General features: G+C 72.2%; 25 protein-coding genes, 1 tRNA gene and 2 pseudogenes. 4 read left to right on the top strand and 24 right to left on the bottom strand.

The annotated features are described in order from the left end of the window. Positions 1 to 39 precede the first annotated feature (39 nt). The 9 genes from CMN_RS05265 to CMN_RS05225 all read right to left on the bottom strand — a co-directional run bounded on the left by CMN_RS05265 (position 40) and on the right by CMN_RS05225 (position 7,174). Entirely contained in the window at positions 40 to 279 is a 240-nt protein-coding gene (locus CMN_RS05265) for a hypothetical protein (protein WP_015489812.1), read from the bottom strand. Next, positions 276 to 539 carry a ribbon-helix-helix domain-containing protein gene (locus CMN_RS05260; protein ID WP_015489811.1) on the bottom strand — a complete coding sequence of 88 codons (264 nt, stop codon included), beginning with the start codon at positions 537 to 539 and terminating at the stop codon, positions 276 to 278. Before CMN_RS05260 ends, CMN_RS05265 begins: the two co-directional genes overlap by 4 nt. 182 nt (positions 540 to 721) lie before the next feature. Further along, positions 722 to 793: transfer RNA gene (locus tag CMN_RS05255), tRNA-Gln, on the bottom strand. Between the two features lie 88 nt (positions 794 to 881). Next, the gene (locus tag CMN_RS05250; protein WP_015489810.1) at positions 882 to 1,832 is read right to left on the bottom strand and encodes an NAD(P)/FAD-dependent oxidoreductase; all 951 of its coding nucleotides are present in this window, start codon (positions 1,830 to 1,832) and stop codon (positions 882 to 884) included. Next, complete coding sequence (gltX, locus tag CMN_RS05245) at positions 1,825 to 3,345, bottom strand: glutamate--tRNA ligase (RefSeq protein WP_015489809.1); 1,521 nt, start codon at positions 3,343 to 3,345, stop codon at positions 1,825 to 1,827. The genes CMN_RS05250 and gltX overlap by 8 nt, the downstream gene beginning before the upstream one ends. 13 nt (positions 3,346 to 3,358) lie before the next feature. Then, entirely contained in the window at positions 3,359 to 4,123 is a 765-nt protein-coding gene (locus tag CMN_RS05240; protein ID WP_015489808.1) for a hypothetical protein, read from the bottom strand. Between the two features lie 2 nt (positions 4,124 to 4,125). Continuing rightward, positions 4,126 to 4,899, bottom strand: a complete 774-nt coding sequence (locus CMN_RS05235) for a fumarylacetoacetate hydrolase family protein (protein ID WP_015489807.1) — start codon at positions 4,897 to 4,899, stop codon at positions 4,126 to 4,128. Between the two features lie 53 nt (positions 4,900 to 4,952). After that, positions 4,953 to 6,098: a branched-chain amino acid aminotransferase gene (locus CMN_RS05230; RefSeq protein WP_015489806.1), complete on the bottom strand. Its 1,146-nt coding sequence runs from the start codon at positions 6,096 to 6,098 to the stop codon at positions 4,953 to 4,955. A gap of 8 nt (positions 6,099 to 6,106) precedes the next feature. Next, positions 6,107 to 7,174, bottom strand: coding sequence for a 3-isopropylmalate dehydrogenase (locus CMN_RS05225; RefSeq protein ID WP_015489805.1), 1,068 nt, complete (start codon positions 7,172 to 7,174; stop codon positions 6,107 to 6,109). Positions 7,175 to 7,289: 115 nt separating this feature from the next. Between CMN_RS05225 and CMN_RS05220 the strand changes: the two genes are divergently transcribed. Further along, the gene (locus CMN_RS05220) at positions 7,290 to 7,544 is read left to right on the top strand and encodes a DUF6458 family protein (RefSeq protein WP_015489804.1); all 255 of its coding nucleotides are present in this window, start codon (positions 7,290 to 7,292) and stop codon (positions 7,542 to 7,544) included. Between the two features lie 25 nt (positions 7,545 to 7,569). On the opposite strand, the gene CMN_RS05215 is transcribed toward CMN_RS05220, so the two are convergent. Continuing rightward, positions 7,570 to 9,111, bottom strand: coding sequence for an MFS transporter (locus tag CMN_RS05215; protein ID WP_015489803.1), 1,542 nt, complete (start codon positions 9,109 to 9,111; stop codon positions 7,570 to 7,572). 119 nt (positions 9,112 to 9,230) lie between these two features. On the opposite strand from CMN_RS05215, the gene CMN_RS05210 reads away from it, so the two are divergent. Continuing rightward, complete coding sequence (locus CMN_RS05210; protein ID WP_015489802.1) at positions 9,231 to 9,848, top strand: TetR/AcrR family transcriptional regulator; 618 nt, start codon at positions 9,231 to 9,233, stop codon at positions 9,846 to 9,848. Between the two features lie 77 nt (positions 9,849 to 9,925). On the opposite strand, the gene serA is transcribed toward CMN_RS05210, so the two are convergent. Next, a complete protein-coding gene (gene serA / locus CMN_RS05205; protein WP_015489801.1) occupies positions 9,926 to 11,515 on the bottom strand; it encodes a phosphoglycerate dehydrogenase in 1,590 nt (529 codons plus the stop codon). A gap of 62 nt (positions 11,516 to 11,577) precedes the next feature. Between serA and CMN_RS05200 the strand changes: the two genes are divergently transcribed. Next, positions 11,578 to 11,979, top strand: a complete 402-nt coding sequence (locus CMN_RS05200; RefSeq protein ID WP_041465245.1) for a DoxX family protein — start codon at positions 11,578 to 11,580, stop codon at positions 11,977 to 11,979. A 27-nt stretch (positions 11,980 to 12,006) separates the two neighbouring features. Here the strand turns inward: CMN_RS05200 and CMN_RS05195 are convergent, their stop codons facing one another. The 12 genes and pseudogenes from CMN_RS05195 to mbhE all read right to left on the bottom strand — a co-directional run bounded on the left by CMN_RS05195 (position 12,007) and on the right by mbhE (position 23,322). Continuing rightward, positions 12,007 to 12,366, bottom strand: coding sequence for a hypothetical protein (locus tag CMN_RS05195; protein ID WP_015489799.1), 360 nt, complete (start codon positions 12,364 to 12,366; stop codon positions 12,007 to 12,009). Beyond that, positions 12,363 to 12,890: a hypothetical protein gene (locus tag CMN_RS05190; RefSeq protein WP_015489798.1), complete on the bottom strand. Its 528-nt coding sequence runs from the start codon at positions 12,888 to 12,890 to the stop codon at positions 12,363 to 12,365. Before CMN_RS05190 ends, CMN_RS05195 begins: the two co-directional genes overlap by 4 nt. 133 nt (positions 12,891 to 13,023) lie before the next feature. After that, positions 13,024 to 14,049, bottom strand: coding sequence for a ketol-acid reductoisomerase (gene ilvC / locus CMN_RS05185; RefSeq protein ID WP_015489797.1), 1,026 nt, complete (start codon positions 14,047 to 14,049; stop codon positions 13,024 to 13,026). A 169-nt stretch (positions 14,050 to 14,218) separates the two neighbouring features. Further along, positions 14,219 to 14,728 carry an acetolactate synthase small subunit gene (gene ilvN / locus CMN_RS05180; RefSeq protein WP_015489796.1) on the bottom strand — a complete coding sequence of 170 codons (510 nt, stop codon included), beginning with the start codon at positions 14,726 to 14,728 and terminating at the stop codon, positions 14,219 to 14,221. Beyond that, a complete protein-coding gene (locus tag CMN_RS05175) occupies positions 14,725 to 16,560 on the bottom strand; it encodes an acetolactate synthase large subunit (protein ID WP_227077755.1) in 1,836 nt (611 codons plus the stop codon). The genes ilvN and CMN_RS05175 overlap by 4 nt, the downstream gene beginning before the upstream one ends. A gap of 44 nt (positions 16,561 to 16,604) precedes the next feature. After that, a complete protein-coding gene (gene ilvD / locus CMN_RS05170; RefSeq protein ID WP_015489794.1) occupies positions 16,605 to 18,299 on the bottom strand; it encodes a dihydroxy-acid dehydratase in 1,695 nt (564 codons plus the stop codon). A gap of 66 nt (positions 18,300 to 18,365) precedes the next feature. Then, complete coding sequence (gene mnhG / locus CMN_RS05165; RefSeq protein WP_015489793.1) at positions 18,366 to 18,947, bottom strand: monovalent cation/H(+) antiporter subunit G; 582 nt, start codon at positions 18,945 to 18,947, stop codon at positions 18,366 to 18,368. Next, complete coding sequence (locus CMN_RS05160; RefSeq protein WP_015489792.1) at positions 18,944 to 19,219, bottom strand: MrpF/PhaF family protein; 276 nt, start codon at positions 19,217 to 19,219, stop codon at positions 18,944 to 18,946. The genes mnhG and CMN_RS05160 overlap by 4 nt, the downstream gene beginning before the upstream one ends. Next, positions 19,216 to 19,890, bottom strand: a complete 675-nt coding sequence (locus CMN_RS05155) for a Na+/H+ antiporter subunit E (RefSeq protein WP_015489791.1) — start codon at positions 19,888 to 19,890, stop codon at positions 19,216 to 19,218. The genes CMN_RS05160 and CMN_RS05155 overlap by 4 nt, the downstream gene beginning before the upstream one ends. Continuing rightward, complete coding sequence (locus CMN_RS05150; protein ID WP_015489790.1) at positions 19,887 to 21,479, bottom strand: Na+/H+ antiporter subunit D; 1,593 nt, start codon at positions 21,477 to 21,479, stop codon at positions 19,887 to 19,889. Before CMN_RS05150 ends, CMN_RS05155 begins: the two co-directional genes overlap by 4 nt. Further along, positions 21,476 to 22,021, bottom strand: a pseudogene (locus tag CMN_RS15105) (Na(+)/H(+) antiporter subunit C); the annotation flags it as partial. The pseudogene CMN_RS15105 and the gene CMN_RS05150, both read right to left, overlap by 4 nt. A gap of 11 nt (positions 22,022 to 22,032) precedes the next feature. Beyond that, positions 22,033 to 23,322, bottom strand: a complete 1,290-nt coding sequence (gene mbhE / locus CMN_RS15560) for a hydrogen gas-evolving membrane-bound hydrogenase subunit E (RefSeq protein WP_015489788.1) — start codon at positions 23,320 to 23,322, stop codon at positions 22,033 to 22,035. A gap of 31 nt (positions 23,323 to 23,353) precedes the next feature. Between mbhE and CMN_RS15555 the strand changes: the two genes are divergently transcribed. After that, positions 23,354 to 24,040: a hypothetical protein gene (locus tag CMN_RS15555; RefSeq protein WP_197536743.1), complete on the top strand. Its 687-nt coding sequence runs from the start codon at positions 23,354 to 23,356 to the stop codon at positions 24,038 to 24,040. Here the strand turns inward: CMN_RS15555 and CMN_RS15550 are convergent. Beyond that, a pseudogene (locus CMN_RS15550) lies at positions 23,984 to 24,895 on the bottom strand (proton-conducting transporter transmembrane domain-containing protein); the annotation flags it as partial. The gene CMN_RS15555 and the pseudogene CMN_RS15550 overlap by 57 nt on opposite strands. Between the last annotated feature and the right edge of the window lie 195 nt (positions 24,896 to 25,090).

The following is a 25,090-nucleotide window of genomic DNA, read 5'->3' as shown; positions in this document are numbered from 1 at the left end:
CCCGCTCGAGCAGATGCTCGGGCGGGGCCGTCGTCGTTTTCAGGGGAGCAGATCCAGCATGTGCGGACGCGCTCTCATCGCGTGGATGACGAGCTCGTTACCGCTGTCGAACACCAGCACCACGGTCTCCACCAGACGCCCTGCTCGGTCGAAGCCGAGACGCAGTTGCCGCGCGGGGCTGTCATCCTCGAGATCCTCGATCCAGATCGCCCACGATGCGGCCTGGACCGCCTCGTCGGGTTCGATCCCGTGCTTCCGCGCCGAGGGGTGGACCCTCACGCCGCGGAGTCGTGGAGGGCCTGCCGGATCACCTCGGATCGCGACGTGCCCTCGCGCGCCGCTCGCGCGTCCACCGCGGCGAGCTCGTCATCGGTCAGCCGCACGGCGACGACCTGAGAGGGTCGCGCTCCGCGCCCGGGACGGCCGCGACCTCGCGTCCTGAGGGTGTCCACGTCGTACCCGGCCTCGGCCTCATCAGCCCACGCCTGGATCTGCTCCTCCGTCACGGGCACGCCGTCGATGGTCTCGTCGCCTGTCATGCGATTAACGTGATACGCAGGTCGATCCGGTGTCGAGGGGCGCCAGTGGACGGAATGCGCCGGGCCGCCTGACCCGCACGCGGAGCCGGGGACGGGACGCCTCCGAACCGCAAGCTCGGAGATGATCCGGGAAAAGGAAAAGGCCCGGATGACCGGGCCTGTCATTTCCTGCTATCTCAGTGCTGGGGTACCTGGACTCGAACCAAGAACAAAAGAATCAGAATCTTCCGTGTTGCCAATTACACCATACCCCAAGGCCCCGATGCGCGATCGGGCCTCGTCGAGTGTAGCCCATCGGCCGGATCCGCGCCAAACCGGCGCGCGCGCCATGGGCCCCTCGCGTCAGATCACGGGCAGCAGGTCCCGGTTGATCGCGCTGGCCGCGCGCGCCCCGAACCCGGCCGCGATGATCAGCTGCTGGGGGCCCGGCTGCGAGCTGTCGCCCGCCGCGTAGACGCCCGCGTGCGAGGTGCGGCCCTCGGCGTCGACGGCGAAGTGACCGTCGTCGTCCGTGTCGAGATCGAGCCCCGAGAGGAAGTCGAGCGCGGTCGAATAGCGGGGGCGCACGAAGCCTCCTGTGCGCGGGACGACCGAGCCGTCCTGCATCCGGACGCCGGTGACGACCGCGCGCTCGCCCTCGATGTCGGCGACGGGACGGCGGTCGACGCGGATGCCGAGGGACGCGAGCCCGCGCTCCCCCGCCTCGTCGATCTCGGCGACGCCGTTGGTGAAGACGATGATGTCGCGCGACCACTGCGAGAGCAGCAGCGCGCGCTCCACGAGGTCGTCCGTCTCGCCGATGAGGAAGAGCGGCTCGTCGGCCTTCTCGTAGCCGTCGCACTCCATGCAGCTGTGCACGGCGGTGCCGTAGTAGGCGCGGATGCTCGGCAAGTCGGGCAGAGTCTCCACGAGGCCCGTGGCGATGAGGATCCGGCGCGCGTGCACCTCGCGGTCGGGCGCGCGGCGCACGCCCTTCGCGCGGATGGTGAAGCCACCTGGGGACGGCTCCGCGGACTGCACGACCGCGAGCTGGAACTCGCCCTCGTCGTATCCTTCCACCTCGACCTGGCCGAGCTTGCGGAGCTCGAGCGGCGAGATCCCGTCGCGCGTCACGAAGCCGTGCGACATGAGGGTCGCGGCGTTGCGCGGGCGGCTGCTGTCGAGCACGAGCGTGCGGCGGCGGGCGCGCACGAGGTTCAGCGCGGCGGACAGGCCCGCCGGTCCCGCGCCGATGACGACGACGTCGTAGGAGTCGCCGGTCGCGGTGGATCCCGCGACCGCGTCGTCAGGCACCGAGCCTCCCCGCGAGGCGGTCGAGGCGCGCGAGGGTCTCGTCCTTGCCGAGCAGCACCATCGACTCGAACAGCGGCGGCGAGATCCGGCGCCCGGAGACGCCCACGCGCAGCGGCCCGTAGGCGAGGCGCGGCTTCATGCCCATGCCGGTGATGAGCGTGTTCTGCAGCACCTCCTGCACGAGGTCGATGTCCCACTGCGTGTGCGGTACCCCGGCGAGCGCGCCGCGCGAGGCGGCGAGCACCTCGGGGGCGTCGTCCTTGAGCGCCTGGACGGCCGCGTCGTCGTAGGGCAGCGCGTCGGCCGTGGTGAAGACGAACGACAGCAGGTCGGGCGCCTCGCCGAGGAGCTGCATCCGCTCCTGCACCAGCGGCGCGGCGGCGTCGAGCATGCGCTGCTCGTCGTGCGTCAGCTCGGCGCCGACGACGCCCGCCGCCTGCAGGTACGGCACGAGGCGCTGGGCGAAGTCGTCGAGCGCGAGGAGGCGGATGTGGTCGCCGTTCAGCGACTCCGCCTTCTTGAGGTCGAAGCGCGCCGGGGCGGGCGTCACGTCGGCGACGTCGAACGCGGTGACCATCTCCATCCGCGAGAACACGTCGCGGTCGTGCGTGAGCGACCAGCCGAGCAGCGCCAGGTAGTTGATGAGGCCCTCGGGGATGAAGCCGCGGTCGCGGTGGTGGAACAGGTTCGACTCGGGGTCGCGCTTGGAGAGCTTCTTGTTGCCCTCCCCCATCACGTACGGCAGGTGGCCGAAGCGCGGGATGGCGTCGGCCACGCCGATGTCGATGAGCGCGTGGTAGAGCGCGATCTGCCGGGGCGTCGACGAGAGCAGGTCCTCGCCGCGCAGCACGTGGGTGATCCCCATGAGCGCGTCGTCGACGGGGTTCACGAGCGTGTAGAGCGGGGCACCGTTCGGGCGCACGAGCACGAAGTCGGGGAAGGACCCGGCCGGGAACGTGACCGTGCCGCGCACGAGGTCGTCGAACGAGAGGTCGGTGTCCGGCACGCGGAGGCGGAGCGCGGGCGAGCGGCCCTCGTCGCGGAACGCCTGGCGCTCGGCCTCGGTGAGGTCGCGCTCGAAGTTATCGTAGCCCATCTTCGGGTCCCGGCCGGCGGCGCGGTTGCGCGCCTCGATCTCCTCGGCCGTCGCGTAGCTCTCGTAGAGGTGGCCGGACGCCGTGAGCTTCGCGATGACGTCGAGGTAGAGGTCGGTGCGCTGCGACTGGCGGTACGGCGCGTGCGGTCCGCCGACTCCCTCGCCCTCGTCCCAGTCGATCTCGAGCCAGCGGAGCGCCTCGATGAGCTGCTCGTAGCTCTCCTCGCTGTCGCGCGCGGCGTCGGTGTCCTCGACGCGGAAGACGAGCTTGCCGCCCGTGTGGCGCGCGTAGGCCCAGTTGAAGAGCGCCGTGCGGATGAGCCCCACGTGCGGCGTCCCGGTCGGGGACGGACAGAACCGGACGCGGACGTCGGTGCCGGAAGCGGTGGTCACGGGGTGGGTCGTTGCGTCAGTCATCCTGCTGACGATTCTAGGGCTCGCTGCCCGCCGCCCCCGCGGCGCCGTCGGCGCAGTACGGCTCGAGCAGGTCCCACCGGTCGTACTGGTCGCCGGGCGGCACGCCGCACTCGAGGAGGACGGCGCCGGCGGACCGCGTCGGGTCCAGCCCCTCGAGCGTGCCGGATCCGCGGAAGCCGCCGTCGCAGCCCGTCACGGTGACGTGCGCGGACTGCGCGGAGCCCAGGTACCCGATCACGTAGCGGGCCTCGCGGTCGAGCACGGGATCGAACGAGGTGATCTGCAGGGGACGCCCGAACCGCGGCCCGACCAGGTCGCGGTCGCGGAGGTCCGCGCCGAGGAACGCGGCCCAGGCGTCCGTCGGCACGAGGCTGTCCGCCACTGGCGTCGCTGATCCGTCCCTCTCGTCGAGCTCCAAGCGGAGCGCCGGCCGCAGCGCGACGTCGTTCCGCGTCACGCGCTGGGTCGTGGATCCGAGGCCCGGCTGCTCCCCCGCGCTCGGGATCCGCACCTGCATCACCCGCACGGCGAGCAGCTCGTCCGCGGGTCCGGCCTCGGGCTCCGCCCAGTCGATCGAGAGGTCGGCGGGCGTGCAGCCCGCCGGCAGGCCGAGCTCCGCGGCGCCCGGGGTCGGCGACGCGGTCGGACCCGCGGAGGGCGGCGCGGATGCACCCGGCGTCTCCAACCCGTAGTCGGACACGTCGTACACGCAGCCCGAGAGCAGCGCCACCGCCGCGACCGCCAGCGCGACGCGCGCCAGACGACCGGGGCGGATCACGGTCAGGCGCGGGCGCGCGCGGGGTTGGAGAGCGTGCCGATCCCCTCGATCGACACCTCGACGACCTGGCCGTCGGTGAAGGGGCCGACGCCCGCGGGCGTGCCCGTGAGGATCACGTCGCCGGGCAGCAGGGTCCACACGCGCGACGCGAACGCGATGAGCTCGGGCACCGAGTGCACCATCTCGCTCGTGCGGCCGGACTGGCGGAGCTCGCCGTCCACGCGGGTCTCGATGAGCGCGTCCTCGAACGAGCCCTCGGTCTCGATGACCGGGCCGAGCGGGCAGAAGGTGTCGTAGCCCTTGGCGCGCGCCCACTGGCTCTCGGAGTGCTGGATGTCGCGGGCGGTGACGTCGTTGCCGATCGTGTAGCCGAAGATCGACCGGCGCGCGTCCTCGACGGACACGTCGCGCGTGATCCGGCCGATGACCACCGCGAGCTCGCCCTCGTGCTCGACCCGCTGACTGTCGGCGGGGAGGCGGATCGCGTCGTCGGGGCCGATGACGGAGGTGTTGGGCTTGAGGAAGATGAGCGGCGTGGTGGGCGCCTCGCTGCCGTGCTCGGCCGCGTGCGCCGCGTAGTTGCGACCCACCGCGACGACCTTGGAGCGCGGGATCACCGGGGCGAGCAGCCGCGCGTCGGCGAGCGGCACGCGCTCCCCCGTGGTCTGGTAGCCGCTGAACATGGGGTCGCCGGTGAGGACGACCAGGTGGCCCTCCTCCTCGTCGAGGATGCCGAAGCGGGGGTCGTCACCGGTGCTGAAACGCGCGATCTTCACGCTGACGACCCTAGCCGTGCCGGCGGCGCGCGGCCGCCGGCACGAGGAGGCCCCTACGCGTCGAGGCGCGTGAGCCAGCCGTGGCGGTCGGGGACGCGGCCGTACTGGATGTCGGTGAGCTCCTGGCGCAGCGACATCGTCAGCTCGCCCGCGGGCGCGTCGATGTCGCCCACATCGAGGCCCTCGCCCATCAGGCGGCCGATCGGCGTGATGACCGCCGCCGTGCCGCACGCGAACACCTCGGTGATCTCGCCCGACGCGACGCCGTCGACCCACTCCGACAGCTCCACGCGGCGCTTCTCGACCGTGAGGCCGCGGTCGCGCGCGAGCTCGAGGATCGAGTCGCGCGTGATGCCCTCGAGGATGCTCTCCGAGTCGGGCGTGACCAGGCGGCCGTCCTTGTACACCAGCACGATGTTCATGCCGCCGAGCTCCTCGAGGTAGCGGCCCTCCTCGGAGTCGAGGAAGAGCACCTGCGCGCAGCCGTGCGACGCGGCCTCGGCCTGCGGCAGGAGCGACGCGGCGTAGTTGCCGCCGCACTTCGCGGCGCCCGTGCCGCCCTTGCCCGCGCGGGAGTACTGCGTGGACAGCCAGATGGACACCGGCGCCACACCGCCCGTGAAGTACGCGCCCGCGGGGCTCGCGATGACGTAGTAGCCCACGCGCTGGGCGGCGCGGACGCCGAGGAAGCTCTCGTTGGCGATCATGAACGGACGGAGGTAGAGGCTCTGCTCCGCGGCCGTCGGCACCCAGCCGAGGTCGGCGCGCACGAGCTGCCGCACGGACTCGACGAAGTCCTCGGTGGGCAGCTCCGGCAGCGCGAGGCGGCGGGCCGAGCGCTGGAGGCGGGCGGCGTTGCGGTCGGGGCGGAAGGTCCACACGGATCCGTCGGCGTGGCGGTACGCCTTCATCCCCTCGAAGATCTCTTGGCCGTAGTGCAGCACGCTCGCGGCCGGATCCAGCTGCAGCGGCCCGTACGGGACGACGCGCGCGTCGTGCCAGCCGGCGTCGAGCGTCCAGTCGATCTGGACCATGTGGTCCGTGAAGTGCTTGCCGAAGCCCGGGTCGGCGAGGATCGCCTCCCGCTCGGCGTCGGCGCGGGCGGTCTCCGACGGGGTCTGCTCGAAGAACAGGGGGAAGGCGGTGCCGGTGGTGGTGGCTGTGCTGCTGGTGGAGGCTGTGCTGCTGGTGGTGCTCATGGGCTCCTTCAGTGGTTCGTGGAGAGGGCGCGGATGACGGCGTCGCCGACCTCCACGGTGGATCGGGGTGCGGTGTCGCCCGCGGCGCGCGCGGCGAGGTCGGCGGAGACCGCGGCCGTGACGCGCGCGGACGCCTCGGGGAGGCCCAGGTGGTCGAGCAGGAGCGCGACCGAGAGGATCGCCGCGGTCGGGTCGGCCTTCTGCTGGCCGGCGATGTCGGGCGCGGATCCGTGCACCGGCTCGAACATGCTCGGGAACGCGCCCGTGGGGTTGACGTTGCCCGACGCGGCGAGGCCGATGCCGCCCGAGATCGCGGCGGCGAGGTCGGTGATGATGTCGCCGAACAGGTTGTCCGAGACGATGACGTCGAAGCGCGACGGGTCGGTGACGAGGAAGATCATCGTGGCGTCGACGTGCAGGTAGTCGACCGTGACGCCCGGGTGCTCGGCGGCGATGCGGTCGACGGTGCGCTGCCAGAGGGATCCGGCGAAGGTCAGCACGTTGGTCTTGTGCACGAGGGTGACGCGCTTGCGGTCGCGCTTCTCCGCCAGCTCGAACGCGAACCGCACGGTGCGCTCCACGCTGTGCGCCGTGTTCACGGACACCTCGGTCGCGATCTCGTGCTCGGTGCCGCGGCGCAGCACGCCGCCGTTGCCCGCGTACGGGCCCTCGGTGCCCTCGCGGACGACCACGAAGTCGACCTCCCCGGGCGCGGCGAGCGGCGAGGCGACGCCGGGCAGCAGCGTGGTGGGCCGCAGGTTGATGTAGTGGTCGAACGCGAACCGGAGCTTGAGCAGCAGGCCGCGCTCGATGATGCCGCCGGCGAGGCGCGCGTCGCGCGGGTCGCCGCCGACCGCGCCGAGCAGGATCGCGTCGTGCTGCGCGAGGGCGGCGAGGTCGGAGTCGGTGAGGATCTCGCCCGTCTCGAGGTAGTGGCCGGCGCCGAACGGGTACTGCGTGGTGTCGAGCGACACGTCCGCGGGCACCGCCTCCCGGAGCACGCGGAGGGCCTCGTGGACGACCTCCGGACCGATGCCGTCCCCGGGGACGACGGCGAGCGAGATGGTGCGGGGCATGGATCCTCCCAGGCTCGGTGGGGTGTCGGGCCAGGTTACCCGTCCGCCGCGGGCACCCGCGCGCTACGGTGGATCCACCCGGCGCCTCCGACGGGCAGGACCCGAAGGACCCCCCATGAGCATCGGACTCGGCATCTTCCTCGTCATCGTCGGCGCGATCCTCGCGTTCGCCGTCGACCTCACCGTCCCGGGCGTCGACCTGCAGCTGGTCGGCTACATCCTCATGGGCGGCGGCGCGCTGGTCATCATCATCGGCGTCGCGCTCCTCGCCCGCCGCCGCACGGCCGTCAGCGAGACGCGCACGCGCATCGACCCCGCGACCGGCCAGCGCATCACGCGCAGCGAGCGCTCCGACGACAACGTCGTCTGATCCGCCCGCGGGCTGATCCGTCCGCTCAGTCGTGCGAGCTGGCGCGACGCAGGCTCGTGAGCGAGATGACGATCGCGCCGACCATGAGCAGGGCGCCGATGATCGACGTCGTCACCACGCCGCCGTCGAACGCCCGGTGCGCCGACTCGAGCAGCGCCGCCCCGACGTGGGCCGGCACGCGCTCGGCGACCGAGACCGCTCCCCCGAGCGTCTCCCGCGCCGCGGACGCGTCGCCCTCGGAGAGGCCGGCCGGCAGTGCGAGGCCCGTGCGGTAGCTGGCCGTGAGGATGCTGCCGAGCACGGCCGTGCCGAGCACCGCGCCCACCTCGTACGCCGTCTCCGACACCGCGGAGGCCGCACCCGCCTTCGCCGGCGGGACGGCCGCGATGATCAGGTCGTTCGAGATGGTCTGCGACGCGCCGATGCCCGCACCCAGCAGGCAGAAGGCGAACACCAGCAGGCCGACGGACGCGTCCCGGCCCGTGGCCGCGAGGATCACGTAGGCGGCCGCCGAGAGCGCCAGCGCGATCGCGACGACGCGCGACGGGCGGGCGCGCGCCACGATCGGCACGATCACGAGCCCGGAGACGATGACGACCACGGATCCCGGGATGAGCGCGAACCCGGCGGCCAGCGGGTCGAGGCCCGCGACCAGCTGCAGGTGCTGCGTCACGAAGAAGAGGAAGCCGACGAGCGAGACGACGCTCAGCAGGTTGACGAGCACCGCGCCCGTGAAGACCGGCTCGCGGAAGAGCGCGACGTCGAGCATGGGGTTCCGCGCGCGGGACATGCGGCGCACGAAGAGGATGCCGGCGACCACGCCCACGACGGGCGCGGCGATCGCGAGCGGCGTGACGCCCTCGGTCGCGAACGTCTTGATGGCGTAGACGAGGGGCGCGACGGTCGCCAGCGACAGCAGGATCGCGATCCCGTCGATCGGCCCCGGCGCCGGGTCCTTCGACTCCGGCACGAGCACGGGCGTGAGGATGAGCAGCGGCAGCATCACGGGCACGGCCACGAGGAACACGGAGCCCCACCAGAAGTGCTCGAGCAGCACGCCGCCCACGAGCGGGCCGAGCGCGGATCCGCCGGAGAAGCCTGACGCCCAGATCGCGATGGCGAGGCGGCGCTGCTCCCGGTCGGTGAAGATCGAGCGCAGGAGCGAGAGCGTAGAGGGCATGAGCATCGCGCCGAAGAAGCCGAGCGCGGCGCGCGCGACGATGAGCTGCGAGGCATCGGTCGCGAACGCGGCGAGGGCGGAGACGAGGCCGAAGCCGGCCGTGCCGATCATGAGGAGGCGGCGGCGGCCGTAGCGGTCGCCCATGTTGCCCATGGCGACGAGGAGCCCGGCGAGCACGAGCGGGTACGCGTCGATGACCCAGAGCTGAGCGGCACCCGACGGCTCGAGATCGCGCGCGATGGACGGCATCGCGAAGCTCAGCACCGTGTTGTCGATGGAGACGAGGAGCACAGGCAGCATCAGCACCACGAGCGCCGCCCACTGGCGTCGCCCGGCGCGGCCGGTGGCGGCGGTCACGGCGACGGATGCGGTGCGGGGCGTGGACATGACGGGGCTTCCTGACGTCGTGGGGCGACGGCGCGGGTGCGCGGACGGGGCCGCGGAGCGGCCGGCATCACTGTACCGTCCGGTCGGTACAGCGGGCAAGGCGCCGCTACGCTGGATCCATGCCCGTCACCCCGTCCGACGATCCCGCACCCGCGCCCGAGGCCGGACCCGACCCGGCGTCCTCCCCCGGCGGAGGCGCGCGCGACCGCATCCTCGACGCCTTCGAGGAGCTGCTCGTGCAGCAGGGCGAGCGCGGCACGACGCTCGAGGCCGTCGCCGCGGCGGCCGGCGTCTCCAAGGGCGGGCTGCTCTACCACTTCGGCGGCAAGGAGGCGCTCGTCGACGGTCTGCTCGCCCGCATGGCGGCGCTCGCGCAGGCGGACGTGGAGCGGCTCCGGCAGGCCGAGCGCGGGCCGGTGGACCGCTGGATCCGCGGATCGCTCTCGACCGCCACCCCCTTCGACCGCGCCTACGTCGCGACCTCCCGCCTCGCGCAGGGCAACCACCCGCGCGCCCGCGACACCCTCACGCACCTGCAGGATGAGTGGGCCGCCGTCATCCTCGAGGCCGTGGGCGACCCCGCCGTGGCGCGCGCCGTGCTCCTCATCGGCGACGGCCTCTACTACAACAGCGCGCTGCAGCCCTGGCTCGGCGGATCCGCGCCCGCCGACGCGGCGCTCGACGAGCTCATCCGCGTGGTCGACGACCTCGTGCGGCTCCGCTCGACGCGGGGCTGATCCGGCCCGCTGGCCCGGACGCGCCGCGAGGGCGGCCGCCGCAGCAGCCGCCCTCGCGGTGGTGGATCCGACCGGGATCAGTCGGCGATGTCGATCTCGCGCAGCGACGTGGCCTGGATCGCCTGCCGCACGTTCTCCAGCACGCCGTCCGGCACGGGCGAGTCGACGCTGAGGACGCTGAGCGCCCGGCCGCCGGCCTCCTGGCGGGCGATCTGCATGCCGGCGATGTTGACCTCCGCGTCGCCGAACTCCTTGCCGTAGACCGCGACGATGCCGGGGCGGTCCTCGTACTTCATGACGATGAGGTGGCGGCTGAACGGCACCTCGACGTCGTAGCCGTCGATCTCGACGAGCTTCTCGATCTGCTTGGTGCCCGTGAGCGTGCCCGACACCGACACGTGCGTGCCGTCGGACAGCGCGCCGCGGATGCTGAGCACGTTGCGGTACTCCTCCGAGACGGCGTCCGTGATGAGGCGCACCTCGAGCCCGCGCTGCTCGGCGAGGAGCGGCGCGTTCACGTAGGAGACGTTCTCGCTCACGACGTTCGTGAAGACGCCCTTGAGCGCCGCGAGCTTGAGGACGCTGACGTCGTATCCCGCGAGCTCGCCGCGGACGACCACGTCGATGCTGGTGAGCGCCTCGTGCGCGAGGCCGGAGAACACCTGGCCGAGCTTCTCCATCAGCGGGATGCCGGGGCGCACGTAGGGGTCGATCACGCCGCCGGCGACGTTCACGGCGTCCGGCACGAGCTCGCCGCCGAGCGCGAGGCGCACGCTCCTCGCGACCGAGACGCCCGCCTTCTCCTGGGCCTCGTCGGTGGAGGCGCCGAGGTGCGGCGTGACGATGATGTTGTCGAGCTCGAGCAGCGGGGACCCCGTGGGCGGCTCGCTGACGAACACGTCGAGGCCGGCGCCCGCGATGCGCTTCGACTTGAGCGCCGTGTACAGCGCGTCCTCGTCGATGATGCCGCCGCGGCTCGCGTTCACGATGCGGAGCGACGGCTTCGCGAGCGCGAACTGCTCCGTGGAGATGAGGCCGGTGGTGTCGGGCGTCTTGGGGATGTGGATGGTGATGAAGTCGGACGCCTTCATCAGCTCGTCGAGCGACAGCAGCTGCACGCCGAGCTGCTGGGCACGGGCCGGCGTGACGTAGGGGTCGTAGGCGACGAGCGTGGCGCCGAAGCCCGCGAGGCGCTGCGCGACGAGCGTGCCGATGCGGCCGAGGCCGACGATGCCGATGGTCTTCTCGTAGAGCTCGACGCCCGTGAAGGACGAGCGCTTCCAGAGGCCCTGCTTGAGCGAGGCGCTCGCGTCCGGGATGAAGCGCGCGAGCGAGAGGATGTGGCCGATGGCGAGCTCGGCGGCCGAGATGACGTTGGAGGTCGGCGCGTTCACGACCATGACGCCCGCGGTGGTCGCGGCCTTGATGTCGACGTTGTCGAGGCCCACGCCCGCACGGGCGACGACCTGGAGGCGGGGAGCTGCGGCGATGGCCTCCGCGTCGATCCGCGTGGCGGACCGGACGAGCACGGCGTCCGCCTCCGCGAGGGCCGCGAGCAGGGCCGGGCGGTCGGTGCCGTCGACGGATCGGACGTCGAAGTCGGGCCCCAGGGCGTCGACGGTGGCGGGCGAGAGTTCTTCGGCGATGACGACGACGGGCTTGGTCAAGAGCGGTCCTTCGGGCGGGGGCGGCTGGGACCCTCACATGCTAGTGGCCCCAGAATGGGGCCATGAGCGATGTGACGTGGACGGCGATCCAGCTCGCCGTGCGGATCCTGCTGGCCCTCGTGTTCGTCGGCATGGGCGTCAACCACTTCGTGCCGAAGGCCGCGCGGGCCATGGCGGCGATCATCCCGCCGTCGTTCCGGCGGCCCGGCGTGCCCTCTCCCCTGGCGCTCGTGTGGTTCACGGGGCTCTGCGAGATCGCGGGCGGGATCGGCCTGCTGGTGGAGCCGCTGCGGCTCGCCGCGGGCGTCGCGCTGGCCGTGTTCCTGGTCGCGGTATTCCCCGCGAACGCGTACGCGGCCCGGCACCCGGAGCGCTTCAGCCGCATCGCGATCCCGCTGGTGCCGCGCCTCGTGGCGCAGGCGGTGCTGATCGCGCTCGTGCTGTTCGCCGGGTGGCCGCTCTAGCGGCCCGTCGCCGGAAGCCGCCCGTCGCTAGACGAGCGGGAGGAGCGCCGCGAGGCCGACCGTGAGCGCGCTCGCGGCGGCGAGGCCCGCGAGCATGACGAGGACGCGCGCGGCGGCGGGCCGGCCGCGCGTGGCCAGCGCCGCGAGGACGAACGCGACGACGGGCACGAGGATCGCGCCGACGAGCGTCGCGAGCGTGCCCGGCCGGAGCGATCCGCCGAACGCCGTGGCGATGTCCCGGAACGCCGTGTACTGGTCGACGGCCTGCCACACGAGGATCCCGTGGGCGATCGCGCCGAGGATCCCGACGACCCAACCGGCGCGCGTCGGCCGCCCCTGGCGCATGCGTGCGGGTGCGGTGCCGACGGCGGTCTGCTCGCCGCTCACCGGGTCACCACCCAGGGCCACGGGAAGAGGACCACGGCGCCCGCGGCGAGGACGAGCATGCGGCGTCCGACGCGCATCCCGCGCAGGGCGGCGACGACGGCGGCCAGCCACAGCAGCGGCGCGAGCACGGTGAGCGCCTCGGTCGCCTGCGCGACGCCGACCTGGAACCAGGATCCGGCGCTCGACGGGTTGTCGCGGACGACGAAGAACCAGGCGATGGTCTCGAGCACCGCGACGGCGCCGAAGAAGGCGAGCCCCACCACCTCGGGCGAGGCGTCGGGGGCTGGGTCGTCGTCGTCCACGAGGCCGTCACGGGGCTCGTCGGATCCCGCGGCGGATCCGGAGGCGGCGGCCCGGCGCGCGGCCGTCGCCCCGAGGGCGGACGCGCGGCCGGTCCCGGTCGCGGGAGCGTCGTCCGGGCGTCGGCGCGGCACCGCCCGCTGCGGCTCGGGCGAGCGGGCGAGCGTGGGATCCGCGTCCTCGCCGGCCCAGCTCAGGGCGTCGTCGTCGGGGGTCCGGGGCATCCCCCGATCGTACGTGCTCGGATCCGGACGCCCGCCGCACGCTCCCCGGCGCCCGCGCACGGCGCGGCCGGGACGCGCGGACGCCCGGCCGCGCGTGGCGACCGGGCGTCCGGTGGTGCAGGTGGGGCGTCGGCTAGCGGGCGACCGAGCCGTCCGTGTAGTCGTCGTCGGCCTTGTTCCACGCGAAGAGCTTGCGCAGCTCGCGGCCGGTGGACTCGATCGGGTGCTCCTCGCCCTTCTTGCGCAGCTCGAGGAACTCGGGCGCGCCGGCGTCCTGGTCCTTGATGAAGCGGTCGGCGAAGGCGCCGGACTGGATGTCCGCGAGGACGGCCTTCATGTTCTCCTTGACGTCCGGCGAGATGACGCGCGGGCCGGAGACGTAGTCGCCGTACTCGGCCGTGTCGGAGATGCTCCAGCGCTGCTTCGCGATGCCGCCCTCCCACATGAGGTCGACGATGAGCTTGAGCTCGTGCAGCACCTCGAAGTACGCGATCTGCGGCTGGTAGCCCGCCTCGATCAGCGTCTCGAAGCCGTACTGCACCAGCTGCGAGGTGCCGCCGCAGAGCACGGCCTGCTCGCCGAAGAGGTCGGTCTCGGTCTCCTCGGTGAAGGTGGTGCGGATGCCGCCGGCGCGGAGGCCGCCGATGCCCTTGGCGTACGACCAGGCGAGGTCCCACGCCTTGCCCGACGCGTCGACCTCGACGGCGACGATGACGGGGACGCCACGGCCGGCCTCGAACTCGCGGCGCACGGTGTGGCCCGGGCCCTTGGGGGCGACGAGGACGACGTCGACGCCCTCGGGCGCCTCGATGTAGCCGAAGCGGATGTTGAAGCCGTGCGCGAAGACGAGCGTCTTGCCCTCGGTGAGGTTGTCGCGCACGCTCTCGGCGTAGAGGCCGCGCTGGTGCTGGTCGGGCGCGAGGATGACGATCACGTCGGCCCACGCGGACGCGTCGGCCGGCGTCTTCACCGTGAAGCCCTGCTCCTCGGCCTTGGCGCGGCTCGTCGAGCCCTCCTTGAGTCCGATGACGACCTCGACGCCGGAGTCGCGGAGGTTCAGCGCGTGCGCGTGGCCCTGCGAGCCGTAGCCGATGACGGCGACCTTGCGACCCTGGATGAGCGAGAGGTCGGCGTCCTTGTCGTAGACGATGTCAGTCACGTGATGGATCTCCTTGTTCTGTCGTCCCCGCGGGAGGGCGAGGGGCGGTCGTGCCTGGCCGCCCCGCGCAGGGGCGGGGCGTGGTCGTGCGGGCGGGTACGTGCGGGTGCCGTGGACGCGGCGCGCGGGGAGCCTAGCCGCTCCCTCCCGCTGGCCGCGGGGTCGGGCGCTAGGGGGTGCGGAAGACGCGGTCGGTGATCGACTTCGAGCCGCGTCCCATGGCGAGGAGCCCCGACTGCGCGAGCTCCTTGATGCCGAAGGGCTCGAGCACGCGGAGGAGGGCCTGCACCTTCCCCGAGTCGCCCGTGACCTCGATGATCAGCGCGTCGGTGGCCACGTCGACCACGCGGGCGCGGAACAGGTTCACGGCCTCGAGCACCTGCGAGCGGGTCGTGTTGTCGACGCGCACCTTCACGAGCAGGTGCTCGCGCTCGACGGCCTGGCCGGGGTCGAGCTCCACGATCTTGATGACGTTGATCAGCTTGTTGAGCTGCTTCGTCACCTGCTCGAGCGGGAGCGCCTCGACGTCCACGACGACCGTGATCCGCGAGAGGCCCTCGATCTCGCTCGCGCCGACGGCGAGCGACTCGATGTTGAAGCCGCGGCGGGCGAACAGCCCCGCGACGCGGGTGAGGAGGCCCGGCTTGTCCTCCACCAGGAGGCTCAGGATGTGGCTCACTTCTCGGTCCTCCCGGTCTCGGCGAGGTCGTCGTCCCAGTCGGGCGCGTGGTCGCGGGCGTACTGCACGGCGCTGTTGCTGAGGCCCTGCGGCACCATCGGCCACACCATCGCGTCGCGGCTGACCACGAAGTCGATGACGACGGGCCGGTCGTTGGTCGCGAGCGCCAGGCGGATCGCGTCGTCGACCTCCTCCGGCTTCGTGACGCGGATCCCGAGGGCGCCGTACGCGTCGGCCATCTTCACGAAGTCGGGCACCATGCGGGTGCCGCCGCCCGTGTTGAGGTCGGTGTTCGAGTAGCGGCCCTCGTAGAAGAGGGTCTGCCACTGGCGCACCATGCCGAGGGACGAGTTGTTGATGATCGCGACCTTGATGGGGATGTCGTTGATCGTGCAGGTGGCGAGCTCCTGGTTGGTCATCTGGAAGCAGCCGTCGCCGTCGATCGCCCACACGTGCCTGTCCGGCTGGGCGACCTTGGCGCCCATGGCGGCGGGCACCGAGTAGCCCATGGTGCCGGCGCCGCCCGAGTTGAGCCAGGAGTTGGGGCGCTCGTACTTGATGAACTGTGCCGCCCACATCTGGTGCTGGCCGACGCCCGAGGCGAAGACGCCCTCCGGCCCGGTGATCTCGCCGATGCGCTGGATGACGTACTGCGGAGCGAGCTGGCCGTCCTCGGGCGGCGTGTAGCCGAGCGGGAACTCCTCGCGGAGGCCCTCGAGGTAGGTCCACCAGTCGGCGATGTCCTGCTCGACCGCGGACGCGGCCTTGGCTTCCCGGAACGCGACGGCCAGGTCGGCGATGACCTCCTTCGCGTCGCCCACGATCGGGACGTCCGCGATGCGGATCTTGGAGATCTCGGCCGGGTCGACGTCGACGTGGACCACCTTGGCGTGCGGCGCGAAGAGCGACGCCTTGCCGGTGACCCGGTCGTCGAAGCGCGCGCCGAGCGAGACGAGCAGGTCGGACTCCTGGAGCGCGAGCACCGCGGGGACCGTGCCGTGCATGCCCGGCATGCCGAGCTGCTGCGGGTGCGAGTCGGGGAACGCACCGCGCGCCATGAGCGTGGTGACGACGGGGGCGCCGACCGCCTCGGCCAGCGCGAGGAGCTCCTCGTGCGCCTTCGCGCGGATCACGCCGCCGCCCACGTACAGGACGGGCTTCTTCGCCTCGACCAGCAGCTGGGCCGCGGCCTGGATCTGCTTGCCGTGCGCCTTGACGACGGGGCGGTAGCCGGGCAGGTCGACCTTCGGCGGCCAGACGAACGGCGCCTCGAGCTGCTGCGCGTCCTTCGTGATGTCGACGAGGACCGGGCCCGGGCGGCCCGTGGAGGCGATGTGGTACGCCGACGCGATGGTGGACGGGATGTCCTCGGGCCGCGTGACCAGGAAGCTGTGCTTCGTGATGGGCATGGTGATGCCCACGATGTCGGCCTCCTGGAAGGCGTCGGTGCCCATCAGGGTCGAGAAGACCTGACCGGTGATCGCGAGGAGCGGCACCGAGTCCATGTACGCGTCCGCGATGGCGGTGACGAGGTTCGTCGCGCCGGGACCGGAGGTCGCGATGCAGACGCCGGTGCGTCCGCTCGAGGACGCGTAGCCCTCGGCGGCGTGGCCGGCGCCCTGCTCGTGGCGGACGAGGATGTGGCGCAGCTTCGTCGAGTCCATGAGCGGGTCGTAGGTGGGGAGGATGGCGCCTCCGGGCAGGCCGAAGATGTCGTCGACCCCGAGGAGCTCGAGGGTGCGGACGACGGCTTCGGCGCCCGTGAGGATCTCGTCGCCCTGGTGGGCGGTCGGCGCCTGCGGCGCGGGGGGCGGGGTGGGCAGAGCTGGCATGGGTGCGGGATTCCTGGGAGAGGGAGCTGGAGGCGAGGAGGGGGTCATCCCGTGATCGCGCCCTCGGCGGCCGAGTGCACGAGCTTGGCGTACTTGGCGAGGACCCCGCGCGTGTAGCGCGGCGGGAGAGGTGCCCACCCCTCACGGCGGGCGGCGAGCTCGGCCTCGTCGACCAGTAGGTCGAGCGTGCGAGCGGCGATGTCGACGCGGATCCGGTCTCCATCGCGCACGAAGGCGACGGGACCTGCGTCCACCGCTTCGGGAGCCATGTGGCCGATGCACAGTCCGGTTGTGCCGCCTGAGAATCGACCGTCCGTCAAGAGTAGTACATCCTTGCCGAGGCCGGCGCCCTTGATGGCGCCGGTGATGGCGAGCATCTCGCGCATGCCGGGGCCGCCCTTCGGGCCCTCGTACCGGATGACGATCACGTCGCCCTTCGAGATGCGGCCCTCGGTGAGCGCGTCCATGGCGGCGCGCTCGCGCTCGAAGACGCGGGCGGGGCCCTCGAACACGTCGAGGTCGAAGCCGGCCGTCTTGACGACGGCGCCCTCGGGGGCGAGGGAGCCGTGCAGCACGCTGATGCCGCCGGTGGCGTGGATCGGGTCGTCGAGCTTGCGGACGACCGTGCCGTCGAGGTCGGCGAGGTCCATGGACTCGAGGTTCTCGCGCATGGTGCGGCCGGTGACGGTCATGACGTCGCCGTGCAGGAGGCCCGCGTCGAGCAGGGCCTTCATGACGACGGGGACGCCGCCGACGCGGTCGACGTCGTTCATGACGAAGCGGCCGAAGGGCTTGAGGTCGCCGAGGTGCGGCACGCGGTCGGCGATGCGGTTGAAGTCGGACAGCTGCAGGTCGACCTCGGCCTCGCGCGCGATGGCGAGCAGGTGCAGGACCGCGTTGGTGGAACCGCCGAACGCCATGACCACGGAGATGGCGTTCTCGAACGCCTCCTTCGTCATGATGTCGCGCGCGGTGATGCCCTTCGCGATGAGGTTGACGACGGCCTCGCCCGAGCGGTGCGCGAAGTAGTCGCGGCGGCGGTCGGCGCTCGGCGGGGCGGCGGAGCCGGGGAGGCTCATGCCGAGGGCCTCGGCCACGCTCGCCATGGTGTTCGCGGTGTACATGCCGCCGCAGGCGCCCTCGCCCGGGCAGATGGCCTTCTCGATGCGGGTCAGGTCCTCCTGGCTCATCGTGCCGGCCTTGCACGCGCCGACGGCCTCGAAGGCGTCGATGACGGTGACCTCCTTCTCGGTGCCGTCCGAGAGCTTCACCCAGCCGGGGGCGATGGATCCCGCGTAGAGGAACACCGAGGAGAGGTCGAGCCGGGCGGCGGCCATGAGCATGCCGGGGAGCGACTTGTCGCAGCCTGCGAGGAGCACGGACCCGTCGAGGCGCTCGGCCATCATGACCGTCTCGACGCTGTCGGCGATGACTTCGCGGGAGACGAGAGAGAAGTGCATGCCCTCGTGGCCCATCGCGATGCCGTCGCTCACGGAGATGGTGCCGAACTGGAGCGGGTAGCCGCCGCCGGCGTGCACGCCTTCCTTCGCGCCCTGGGCGAGGCGGTCGAGGCTGAGGTTGCACGGGGTCACCTCGTTCCACGAGCTTGCGACGCCGATCTGGGGCTTCTCCCAGTCCTCGTCGCCCATCCCGACGGCGCGGAGCATGCCCCGCGAGGAGGTGGCCTCGATCCCGTCGGTGACGTCGCGGCTCCGGGGCTTCATGTCGATCTCAGGCATGGCATGAGTTTATGTCCTGCCGTGGAGCAGTCCCGGCGCCCGGGGGCCCGGGAACGTGCCCGCGGGTCAGCCGAAGCCCGGGGGCAGCCGGCCCGCGCCCGCGTCGCCGTCGCGGTCGTCGCGGCGCGGGTCCGCGGGCGTCGTCGCGTCGGCGGACGGCTCCGCGTCGCGCGGCCCCGCACCTCCCGCGACGTGGCCCGCCTCCTCGGCGGCGATGTTCTCGGCGGAGCCGACGGGCAGCGTGGACGCGTCCACCTCGTCGGCCGCGCGCAGCTCGTCGTGCGCCCGGTCGATGGCCTCCTCCAGCTCGTCGACGAGGAGGTCCTCGCGCAGGAAGTGACGGAGGCGGTAGCCCGCGCGGCCGACCATGTGCGCCGAGATCGGCGCCGTCAGCATCTGGAAGAGGAGCACGGGGACGAGCATCGCGACGGTGCTGAGGCTCTGCGACTGGAGGGCGAGGGCGAGGAGCACGAGGATCACGCCGAGGATCTGCGGCTTGGTGGCCGCGTGCATGCGGGCGAGCGGATCCGGGAAGCGGAGGAGCCCGACGCCCGCCGCGACGGACAGCACGCCGCCCAGGAGGAGGAGCACGAGGCTCACGACGTCGAGGGCGTCGGCCAGCGGGCCGGACACGAGGACGTCGTTCACGACGGGTCCTGCTTGGAGACGTAGCGCGCGACGGCGACCGTCGCGAGGAACGCGGTCATGGCGAGGACGAGCATCACGGGGACGGTGCGGGTGTGGCCGTTGAAGATCATCTCGGCACCGAGCACGCAGATGAGGGTCGTGAGCAGCACGTCGGACGCGATGATCCGGTCGAGGATGCTCGGGCCGCGCACGATGCGCACGAGGGCCATCGCGGCGGCGGAGAAGAAGAGGGCGCCCACCAGCACCCAGCCGACCTGCATGACGATGCTCACGAGAGCTCTTCTCCCGTCGTCGTGATGAGCCCCGCCTCGAGGTCGCGGTCGCGCACCAGCTCGTGCGCGCGCTGCTTCCGGGTCTGGAGCAGCGGCTCGCGGCCCGTCTCGCGGCGCTCGCGGTTGATGCGCCACACGTCGTCGGCTGTGCCGAGGGTGAAGACGATGCGGCTCTCGACGTCGAGCGTCGAGCGCCGCACGCGCTCGACGTCCTCGGGGGTGGGGGTGCCGAGGGCGTGCAGGTAGAGGATCGAGCGCTCCCGGTCGGCCTCGACGACGATGGATCCCGGCACCAGCGACACGACCTCGGCCGTGAGCGTCATGACGAAGTCGCTGCGCGTGTGCAGGTGCACGGCGATGACCGAGTTGACGGGCACGCGGCGCCAGTCGAAGGCCTGCGCCGCCACCTGGAAGGACGCGCGCACGAGGTCGACCGCGAAGTGGCCGAGCAGGATGAGGGCCCAGCGGATGTCGAACCTGCCCGACAGCTCCACGGGCGGGAGGTAGAACACGCGCGTGACGAGCAGCGCCAGCACGACGCCGGTGACGACCGAGATGACGGTGACGTGGCCCCAGAGCAGGAGCCACAGGATCACGAGCCAGACGAGCAGCGGCAGCTGCACCAGGAGGGTGAGCCGCTCGGCGCGGGCCCGGGCGCGACGCGGGGTCATCGGACGCCTGCCGGGAAGACCGTCTCGACGTAGCCGAGCTCGCCCGAGCCGTTGCCGGACCCGGGGCCCGTGAGGCTCTCCCCCGCGCGCGCGGCGAGGGCGTACACGGGACCGGCGAACACGGTCAGCGCGACGCTCACCACGACCATGCCGGCCGTCGCGCCGGTCATGAGCACGGGCGTCTTGCGCACGGTCGTCACGGCCTCGCCACCCGGCCGCTCGGAGAGCTGGTCGAGCAGGGGCGACTCGTAGTCCTCGACCTCCTCCGCGCCCCGCCAGAACGCCATGTTCCAGACGCGGGCGAGGGCGTAGAGGGTGAGGAGGCTCGTGGCCGCGCCGGCCGCGATGACCGCGTAGGTGAGCCAGCCGCCGACCTCGGCGCCCGAGTCGAACAGCGCGACCTTGCCGATGAAGCCCGAGAACGGCGGGATGCCGCCGAGGTTGAGCGCGGGGATGAAGAACAGGATCGCCATCACGGGCGCGGCCTTGAGCAGGCCGCCGAGCCGGTTGATGGACGTGCTGCCGCCCGTGCGCTCGATGAGCCCGGAGGCGAGGAAGAGCGTGGTCTGCACGACGATGTGGTGGATCACGTAGTAGATGGTCGCGGTCATGCCGGCCACCGTGTTGAGCGCGATGCCGAAGACCATGTAGCCGATGTGGCTCACGAGCGTGAACGAGAGCAGCCTCTTGATGTCGGCCTGCGCGACCGCGCCGAGGATGCCGATCACCATCGTGAGCGCCGCGACCACCATGAGCGCCGTGGAGAGCTGGTCGGTCGGGAACATGACCGTCTCGGTGCGGAGGATCGCGTAGACGCCGACCTTGGTGAGGAGCCCGGCGAACACCGCGGTGACGGGCGCGGGCGCCGTCGGGTAGGAGTCCGGCAGCCAGAACGACAGCGGGAAGACGGCCGCCTTGATGCCGAACGCGACCAGCAGCATGATGTGCAGGATCAGCTGCACGTCCGGCGGGATCTCGTCGAGCCGCACCGAGATCTGGGCGATGTTCACCGTGCCGAGGGCGCCGTAGATCATGGCGATGGACGCGAGGAACAGCATCGACGAGACGAGGCTCACCACGATGTAGGTGACGCCCGCCCGGATCCGGGCCTCGGTGCCGCCGAGCGTCAGCAGCACGTAGCTCGCCACGAGCAGGATCTCGAACCCGACGTAGAGGTTGAAGAGGTCGCCCGCGACGAAGGCGTTGAAGACGCCGGCCGCGAGGATCAGGTAGGTCGGGTTGTAGATCGACACCGGCGTCTCGCCGTCGCCGTCCTCGAGGCCCTGGCCGATCGAGAACATGAGGACCGCGAGCAGCACGATCGACGAGATCAGCAGCATGAGCGCCGAGAGCCGGTCGACCACGAGCACGATGCCGAACGGCGCGGCCCACCCGCCGACCTCGACGGACTGGCCGCCCTGCTGGTCGACCAGCACGAGGAGCACGCCGCTGATCACCACGACGGCCAGGAGCGCGAGCACCGACACGGCGACCTGCAGGCGGCGCTGGCGCGCGGCGACGAGGGCGGCGGCCGCCCCGAGCAGCGGCACGAGCACCACGAGCGGGATCAGGGTCGGGAAGATCGTCATCGGTCGTCCCCCGTCCCCTTCTCGGCACGCCTCGTGCGGAAGTCGCGGTCGTCATCGTCGTCGGCGGAGTCGTCGATGGCCTCCTCCAGGTCGGATCGGTTGTCGCGGAGCTTCCGGGCGGAGGCGATCGCGGCCTCGGCGTTGGTGCCGAACTCGGTGTCGTCATCGTCGGGCACGGTGGGCTCCTCGCCGAGGCCCGTGCGGGGGCCGCGCATCGCGAGGTCGTCCTCGTCGTCCGTCACCACGTCGGCGTTGGCCAGCCGCCAGGAGCGGTAGATGAGCGCCATGAGGAAGGCCGAGACGCCGAAGGTGATGACGATGGCGGTGAGGATGAGGGCCTGCGGCAGCGGGTCGGCGTACTCCGACGGATCCACGTCAGGGTCGTAGATGGGCGCGAGCCCCACGCGGCCGGACATGATGAGGATGAGGATGTTGGTCGCGTTGCCCACCAGCAGGAACCCGAGGAGCACGCGCGTCATGCTGCGCTCGAGCATGAGGTAGATGCCCGTGGCGTACAGCGCGGCCATGATCACGATGAGGGTGACGGAGACGCTCACACGCTCACCCCCTGCTCGGTCTCCATGCCGTCCGCTCCCTGCTCGACCGTCCGGTCGCTCTCCTCCTGGCGGTCGACCTCCGCGCCGAGGCTGCGGAGCACGTCGAGGGTGAGGCCGACGACGACGAGGTAGACGCCGACGTCGAAGAACGTGCTCGTGACGAACTCGACGTGGCCGACGAACGGCACCTCGGTGTCGATCCACGTGGAGGTGAGGGCGTCGGCGCCGAAGAGGAGCGGCACCGCCGCCGTGCCGACCGCGAAGACGAGGCCCGTGCCCAGCACGCGGCCGGCGTCCACGGGCGCCGCGGCGCCGAGCTCGTACCGGCCGCCCGCGAGGTAGCGCGCGACGAGCGCCATGCCCGCGAGGAGGCCTCCCGCGAATCCGCCGCCCGGCAGGTTGTGGCCGGAGAAGAGCAGGTACACGGACACCACGATGAGGCTGTGGAAGAGGAGCCGGACGACGACCTCGAGGAGGATCGACCGGTTCTGCGGGGCGAGCGTGCGGCCGGCGAGGAGCCAGGGGCTGCGCTGGTCGCGGTGCGAGTCCGTGACCGCGTCGCGCGCGTCCATGCGCGGCCCGCCGACGCCGTGCTCGACCTCGAGCGGCGCCTCGGCGCCCTCGGGGTCGTGCCGTCCGGTGAGCCGGGCGATGAGGCTGCGGCGCGACGGCGCGGTGAGGCGCGGCAGGGAGTCGGTGCGGCGGTTGAGGAAGATGAGGCTCGCGACGCCCGTGGCCGCGACGATGAGCACCGAGATCTCGCCCATGGTGTCCCAGCCGCGGAGGTCGACGAGCGTGACGTTGACGACGTTGCTGCCGTGGCCCTGCTCGTAGGCGAGGCGCGGGAACTCGAGCGAGATGGGCGACGCGACGCGCGCGCCGAGCGCGACGACCGCGACGGTGGACATGAGCGCGGCGACCGCGATGCCGATGGAGGCGCGCCACACAGGGTGCACCGACCGGTTCCGCTCCCCCAGCCGGACGGGCAGGCGGCGGAGCACGAGGACGAAGGCGACGAGCGTGATCGTCTCGATCAGCACCTGCGTGAGCGCCAGGTCGGGCGCGCCGTGCAGGGCGAAGAGCGCGGCCATGCCGTAGCCCGTGACGCCCACGAGCACGACGGCCTGGAACCGCTTGCCCGCGCGGGCGGCGGCGACGGCCGCCACGATCATCACCACGCCGATCACGGGCTGCGCCGGGTGGTCGAAGGGCACCGCGGTGGTCGGCCAGGAGCGGTTGAGCGCGAGCGCGGATCCGACCGACCCGATGAGCACGAGCAGGATCACTCCGAGGTAGAACGGGAGCGAGCCGCGCTGGGTGGTCGCGGTGGTGCGCGCGGCGACCCGGTCGATGAGCCGCGTAGAACGGGAGCGAGCCGCGCTGGGTGGTCGCGGTGGTGCGCGCGGCGACCCGGTCGATGAGCCGCATCGACGCCCAGTAGATGCGGGCCGCGTCGATCCAGGACGGCACGCGCGACTGCAGCGCGAAGACCCCGTCGCGGAGGCGGAACATCGTGAGGCCGACGACGAGCGTGCCCGCGGAGATGAGGAGCGCCGGCTCGATCCCGTGCCAGAGCGCGAGGTGGTACGTGTGGTCGGGCTCCCCGGAGGCGCCGGCGCTCGCGGCCGGGAGCGTGTCCGCGTATCCCGCGATCCAGCCGTCGACGGAGGAGGCGAGGAACCCGAGCGCGAGGCCGGTGACGGCGAGCACGGCCGGCGGCACGAGGAAGTCGAGGTGCTCGTGCACAGGCTGCACCTCGTCCACCCCGCGCTTGCGGGCGAAGGCGCCCCACATGAAGCGCGCGCTGTAGGCGACGGTGAGGCAGGATCCGACGGACACGCCGACGACGGCGACCCAGCCGAGGCCGCCGCCCAGCTCCGCGTCGAGGAGCAGGGCCGAGAGCACGGCCTCCTTCGCGACGAAGCCGAGGAAGGGCGGGAGGCCGGCCATGGAGGCGAGCGCGAGCGCCGCGACGACCGCGAGCACGGGCGCCTTGCGGCCTAGCCCGCTGATCTTGCGGAGGTCGCGGGTGCCGGCCCGGTGGTCGACGACGCCGACCACGAGGAACAGGGTCGCCTTGAACAGCGCGTGCGCGAGGAGGAGCGCGACGCCCGCGAGCGCGGCGTCCCGCGTGCCGTAGCCGACCACCACGGTGAGGAAGCCCAGCTGGCTGACCGTGCCGTAGGCGAGGACGAGCTTGAGGTCCATCTGCTTGAGCGCGCGCCAGCCGCCGACGAGCATCGTCGCGACGCCGAGCGCCACGAGCAGCACGCGCCAGCCGGGGACGTCCGCGTAGCCGGGCGCGAGACGGGCGATGAGGTAGATGCCGGCCTTCACCATCGCGGCGGCGTGCAGGTATGCGCTCACCGGGGTCGGCGCGGCCATGGCGGCGGGCAGCCAGAAGTGGAAGGGCACGAGGGCGGACTTCGAGAGCGCGCCGAGGAGGATCAGCACGACCGCGACGGGGATGAGCGGGCCGCCGGGCGGATCCTGGATGAGCGCGGCGAGGCTCGTGGTGCCGCCCGCGACCGAGAGGATCACGAGGCCGACGAGCATGGCGAGCCCGCCCGCCGTGGTGACGAGGAGGGCCTGCAGCGCGGCGCCGCGGCTCGCCTTCTTGCCGGTGTGGTGCCCGATGAGGAGGTAGGAGAGGACGCTCGTCGCCTCCCAGAAGGTGAAGAGCACGAAGACGTCGTCGGCGAGGACGAGGCCGAACATGACGCCCGCGAACGCGACGAGGAGACCCGCGAATCGGCCGAGGCCGTCCTCCGAGCTGCGGAAGTAGCGCGCGCAGTAGAGGAGCACGAGGGCGCCGACGCCCGTGACCACGAGCGACAGGAGCCAGGAGAGCGCGTCCATCCGCATGTCGAGCGTGATGCCGAGCGACGGGATCCACTCGACGCGCTCGACGACCTCGCCGTCGGGCAGCACGGCCGGGCCCTGCGCGACCGTGTAGGCGAAGGCGGCGGCCGGCACGAGGGCGGCGACGACGAACGCGCGCACGCCGAGCGCGCGGGCGAGGAGGGGGATGCCGACGGAGGCGACCAGGAACAC

This window comes from Clavibacter nebraskensis NCPPB 2581, assembly GCF_000355695.1.
Lineage (GTDB): Bacteria > Actinomycetota > Actinomycetes > Actinomycetales > Microbacteriaceae > Clavibacter > Clavibacter nebraskensis.
This window is presented reverse-complemented; position numbering and strand designations above follow the sequence as displayed.

Bases quoted from the DNA above. Each gene is read 5' to 3' on its own strand.
- CMN_RS05260 (WP_015489811.1), bottom strand. From the start codon at position 539: ATGACAGGCGACGAGACCATCGACGGCGTGCCCGTGACGGAGGAGCAG.
- gltX (WP_015489809.1), bottom strand. From the start codon at position 3,345: ATGACTGACGCAACGACCCACCCCGTGACCACCGCTTCCGGCACCGAC.
- CMN_RS05230 (WP_015489806.1), bottom strand. From the start codon at position 6,098: ATGAGCACCACCAGCAGCACAGCCTCCACCAGCAGCACAGCCACCACC.
- CMN_RS05225 (WP_015489805.1), bottom strand. From the start codon at position 7,174: ATGCCCCGCACCATCTCGCTCGCCGTCGTCCCCGGGGACGGCATCGGT.
- CMN_RS05220 (WP_015489804.1), top strand. From the start codon at position 7,290: ATGAGCATCGGACTCGGCATCTTCCTCGTCATCGTCGGCGCGATCCTC.
- CMN_RS05215 (WP_015489803.1), bottom strand. From the start codon at position 9,111: ATGTCCACGCCCCGCACCGCATCCGTCGCCGTGACCGCCGCCACCGGC.
- CMN_RS05210 (WP_015489802.1), top strand. From the start codon at position 9,231: ATGCCCGTCACCCCGTCCGACGATCCCGCACCCGCGCCCGAGGCCGGA.
- CMN_RS05200 (WP_041465245.1), top strand. From the start codon at position 11,578: ATGAGCGATGTGACGTGGACGGCGATCCAGCTCGCCGTGCGGATCCTG.
- CMN_RS05190 (WP_015489798.1), bottom strand. From the start codon at position 12,890: ATGCCCCGGACCCCCGACGACGACGCCCTGAGCTGGGCCGGCGAGGAC.
- CMN_RS05175 (WP_227077755.1), bottom strand. From the start codon at position 16,560: ATGCCAGCTCTGCCCACCCCGCCCCCCGCGCCGCAGGCGCCGACCGCC.
- ilvD (WP_015489794.1), bottom strand. From the start codon at position 18,299: ATGCCTGAGATCGACATGAAGCCCCGGAGCCGCGACGTCACCGACGGG.
- CMN_RS05155 (WP_015489791.1), bottom strand. From the start codon at position 19,890: ATGACCCCGCGTCGCGCCCGGGCCCGCGCCGAGCGGCTCACCCTCCTG.
- CMN_RS05150 (WP_015489790.1), bottom strand. From the start codon at position 21,479: ATGACGATCTTCCCGACCCTGATCCCGCTCGTGGTGCTCGTGCCGCTG.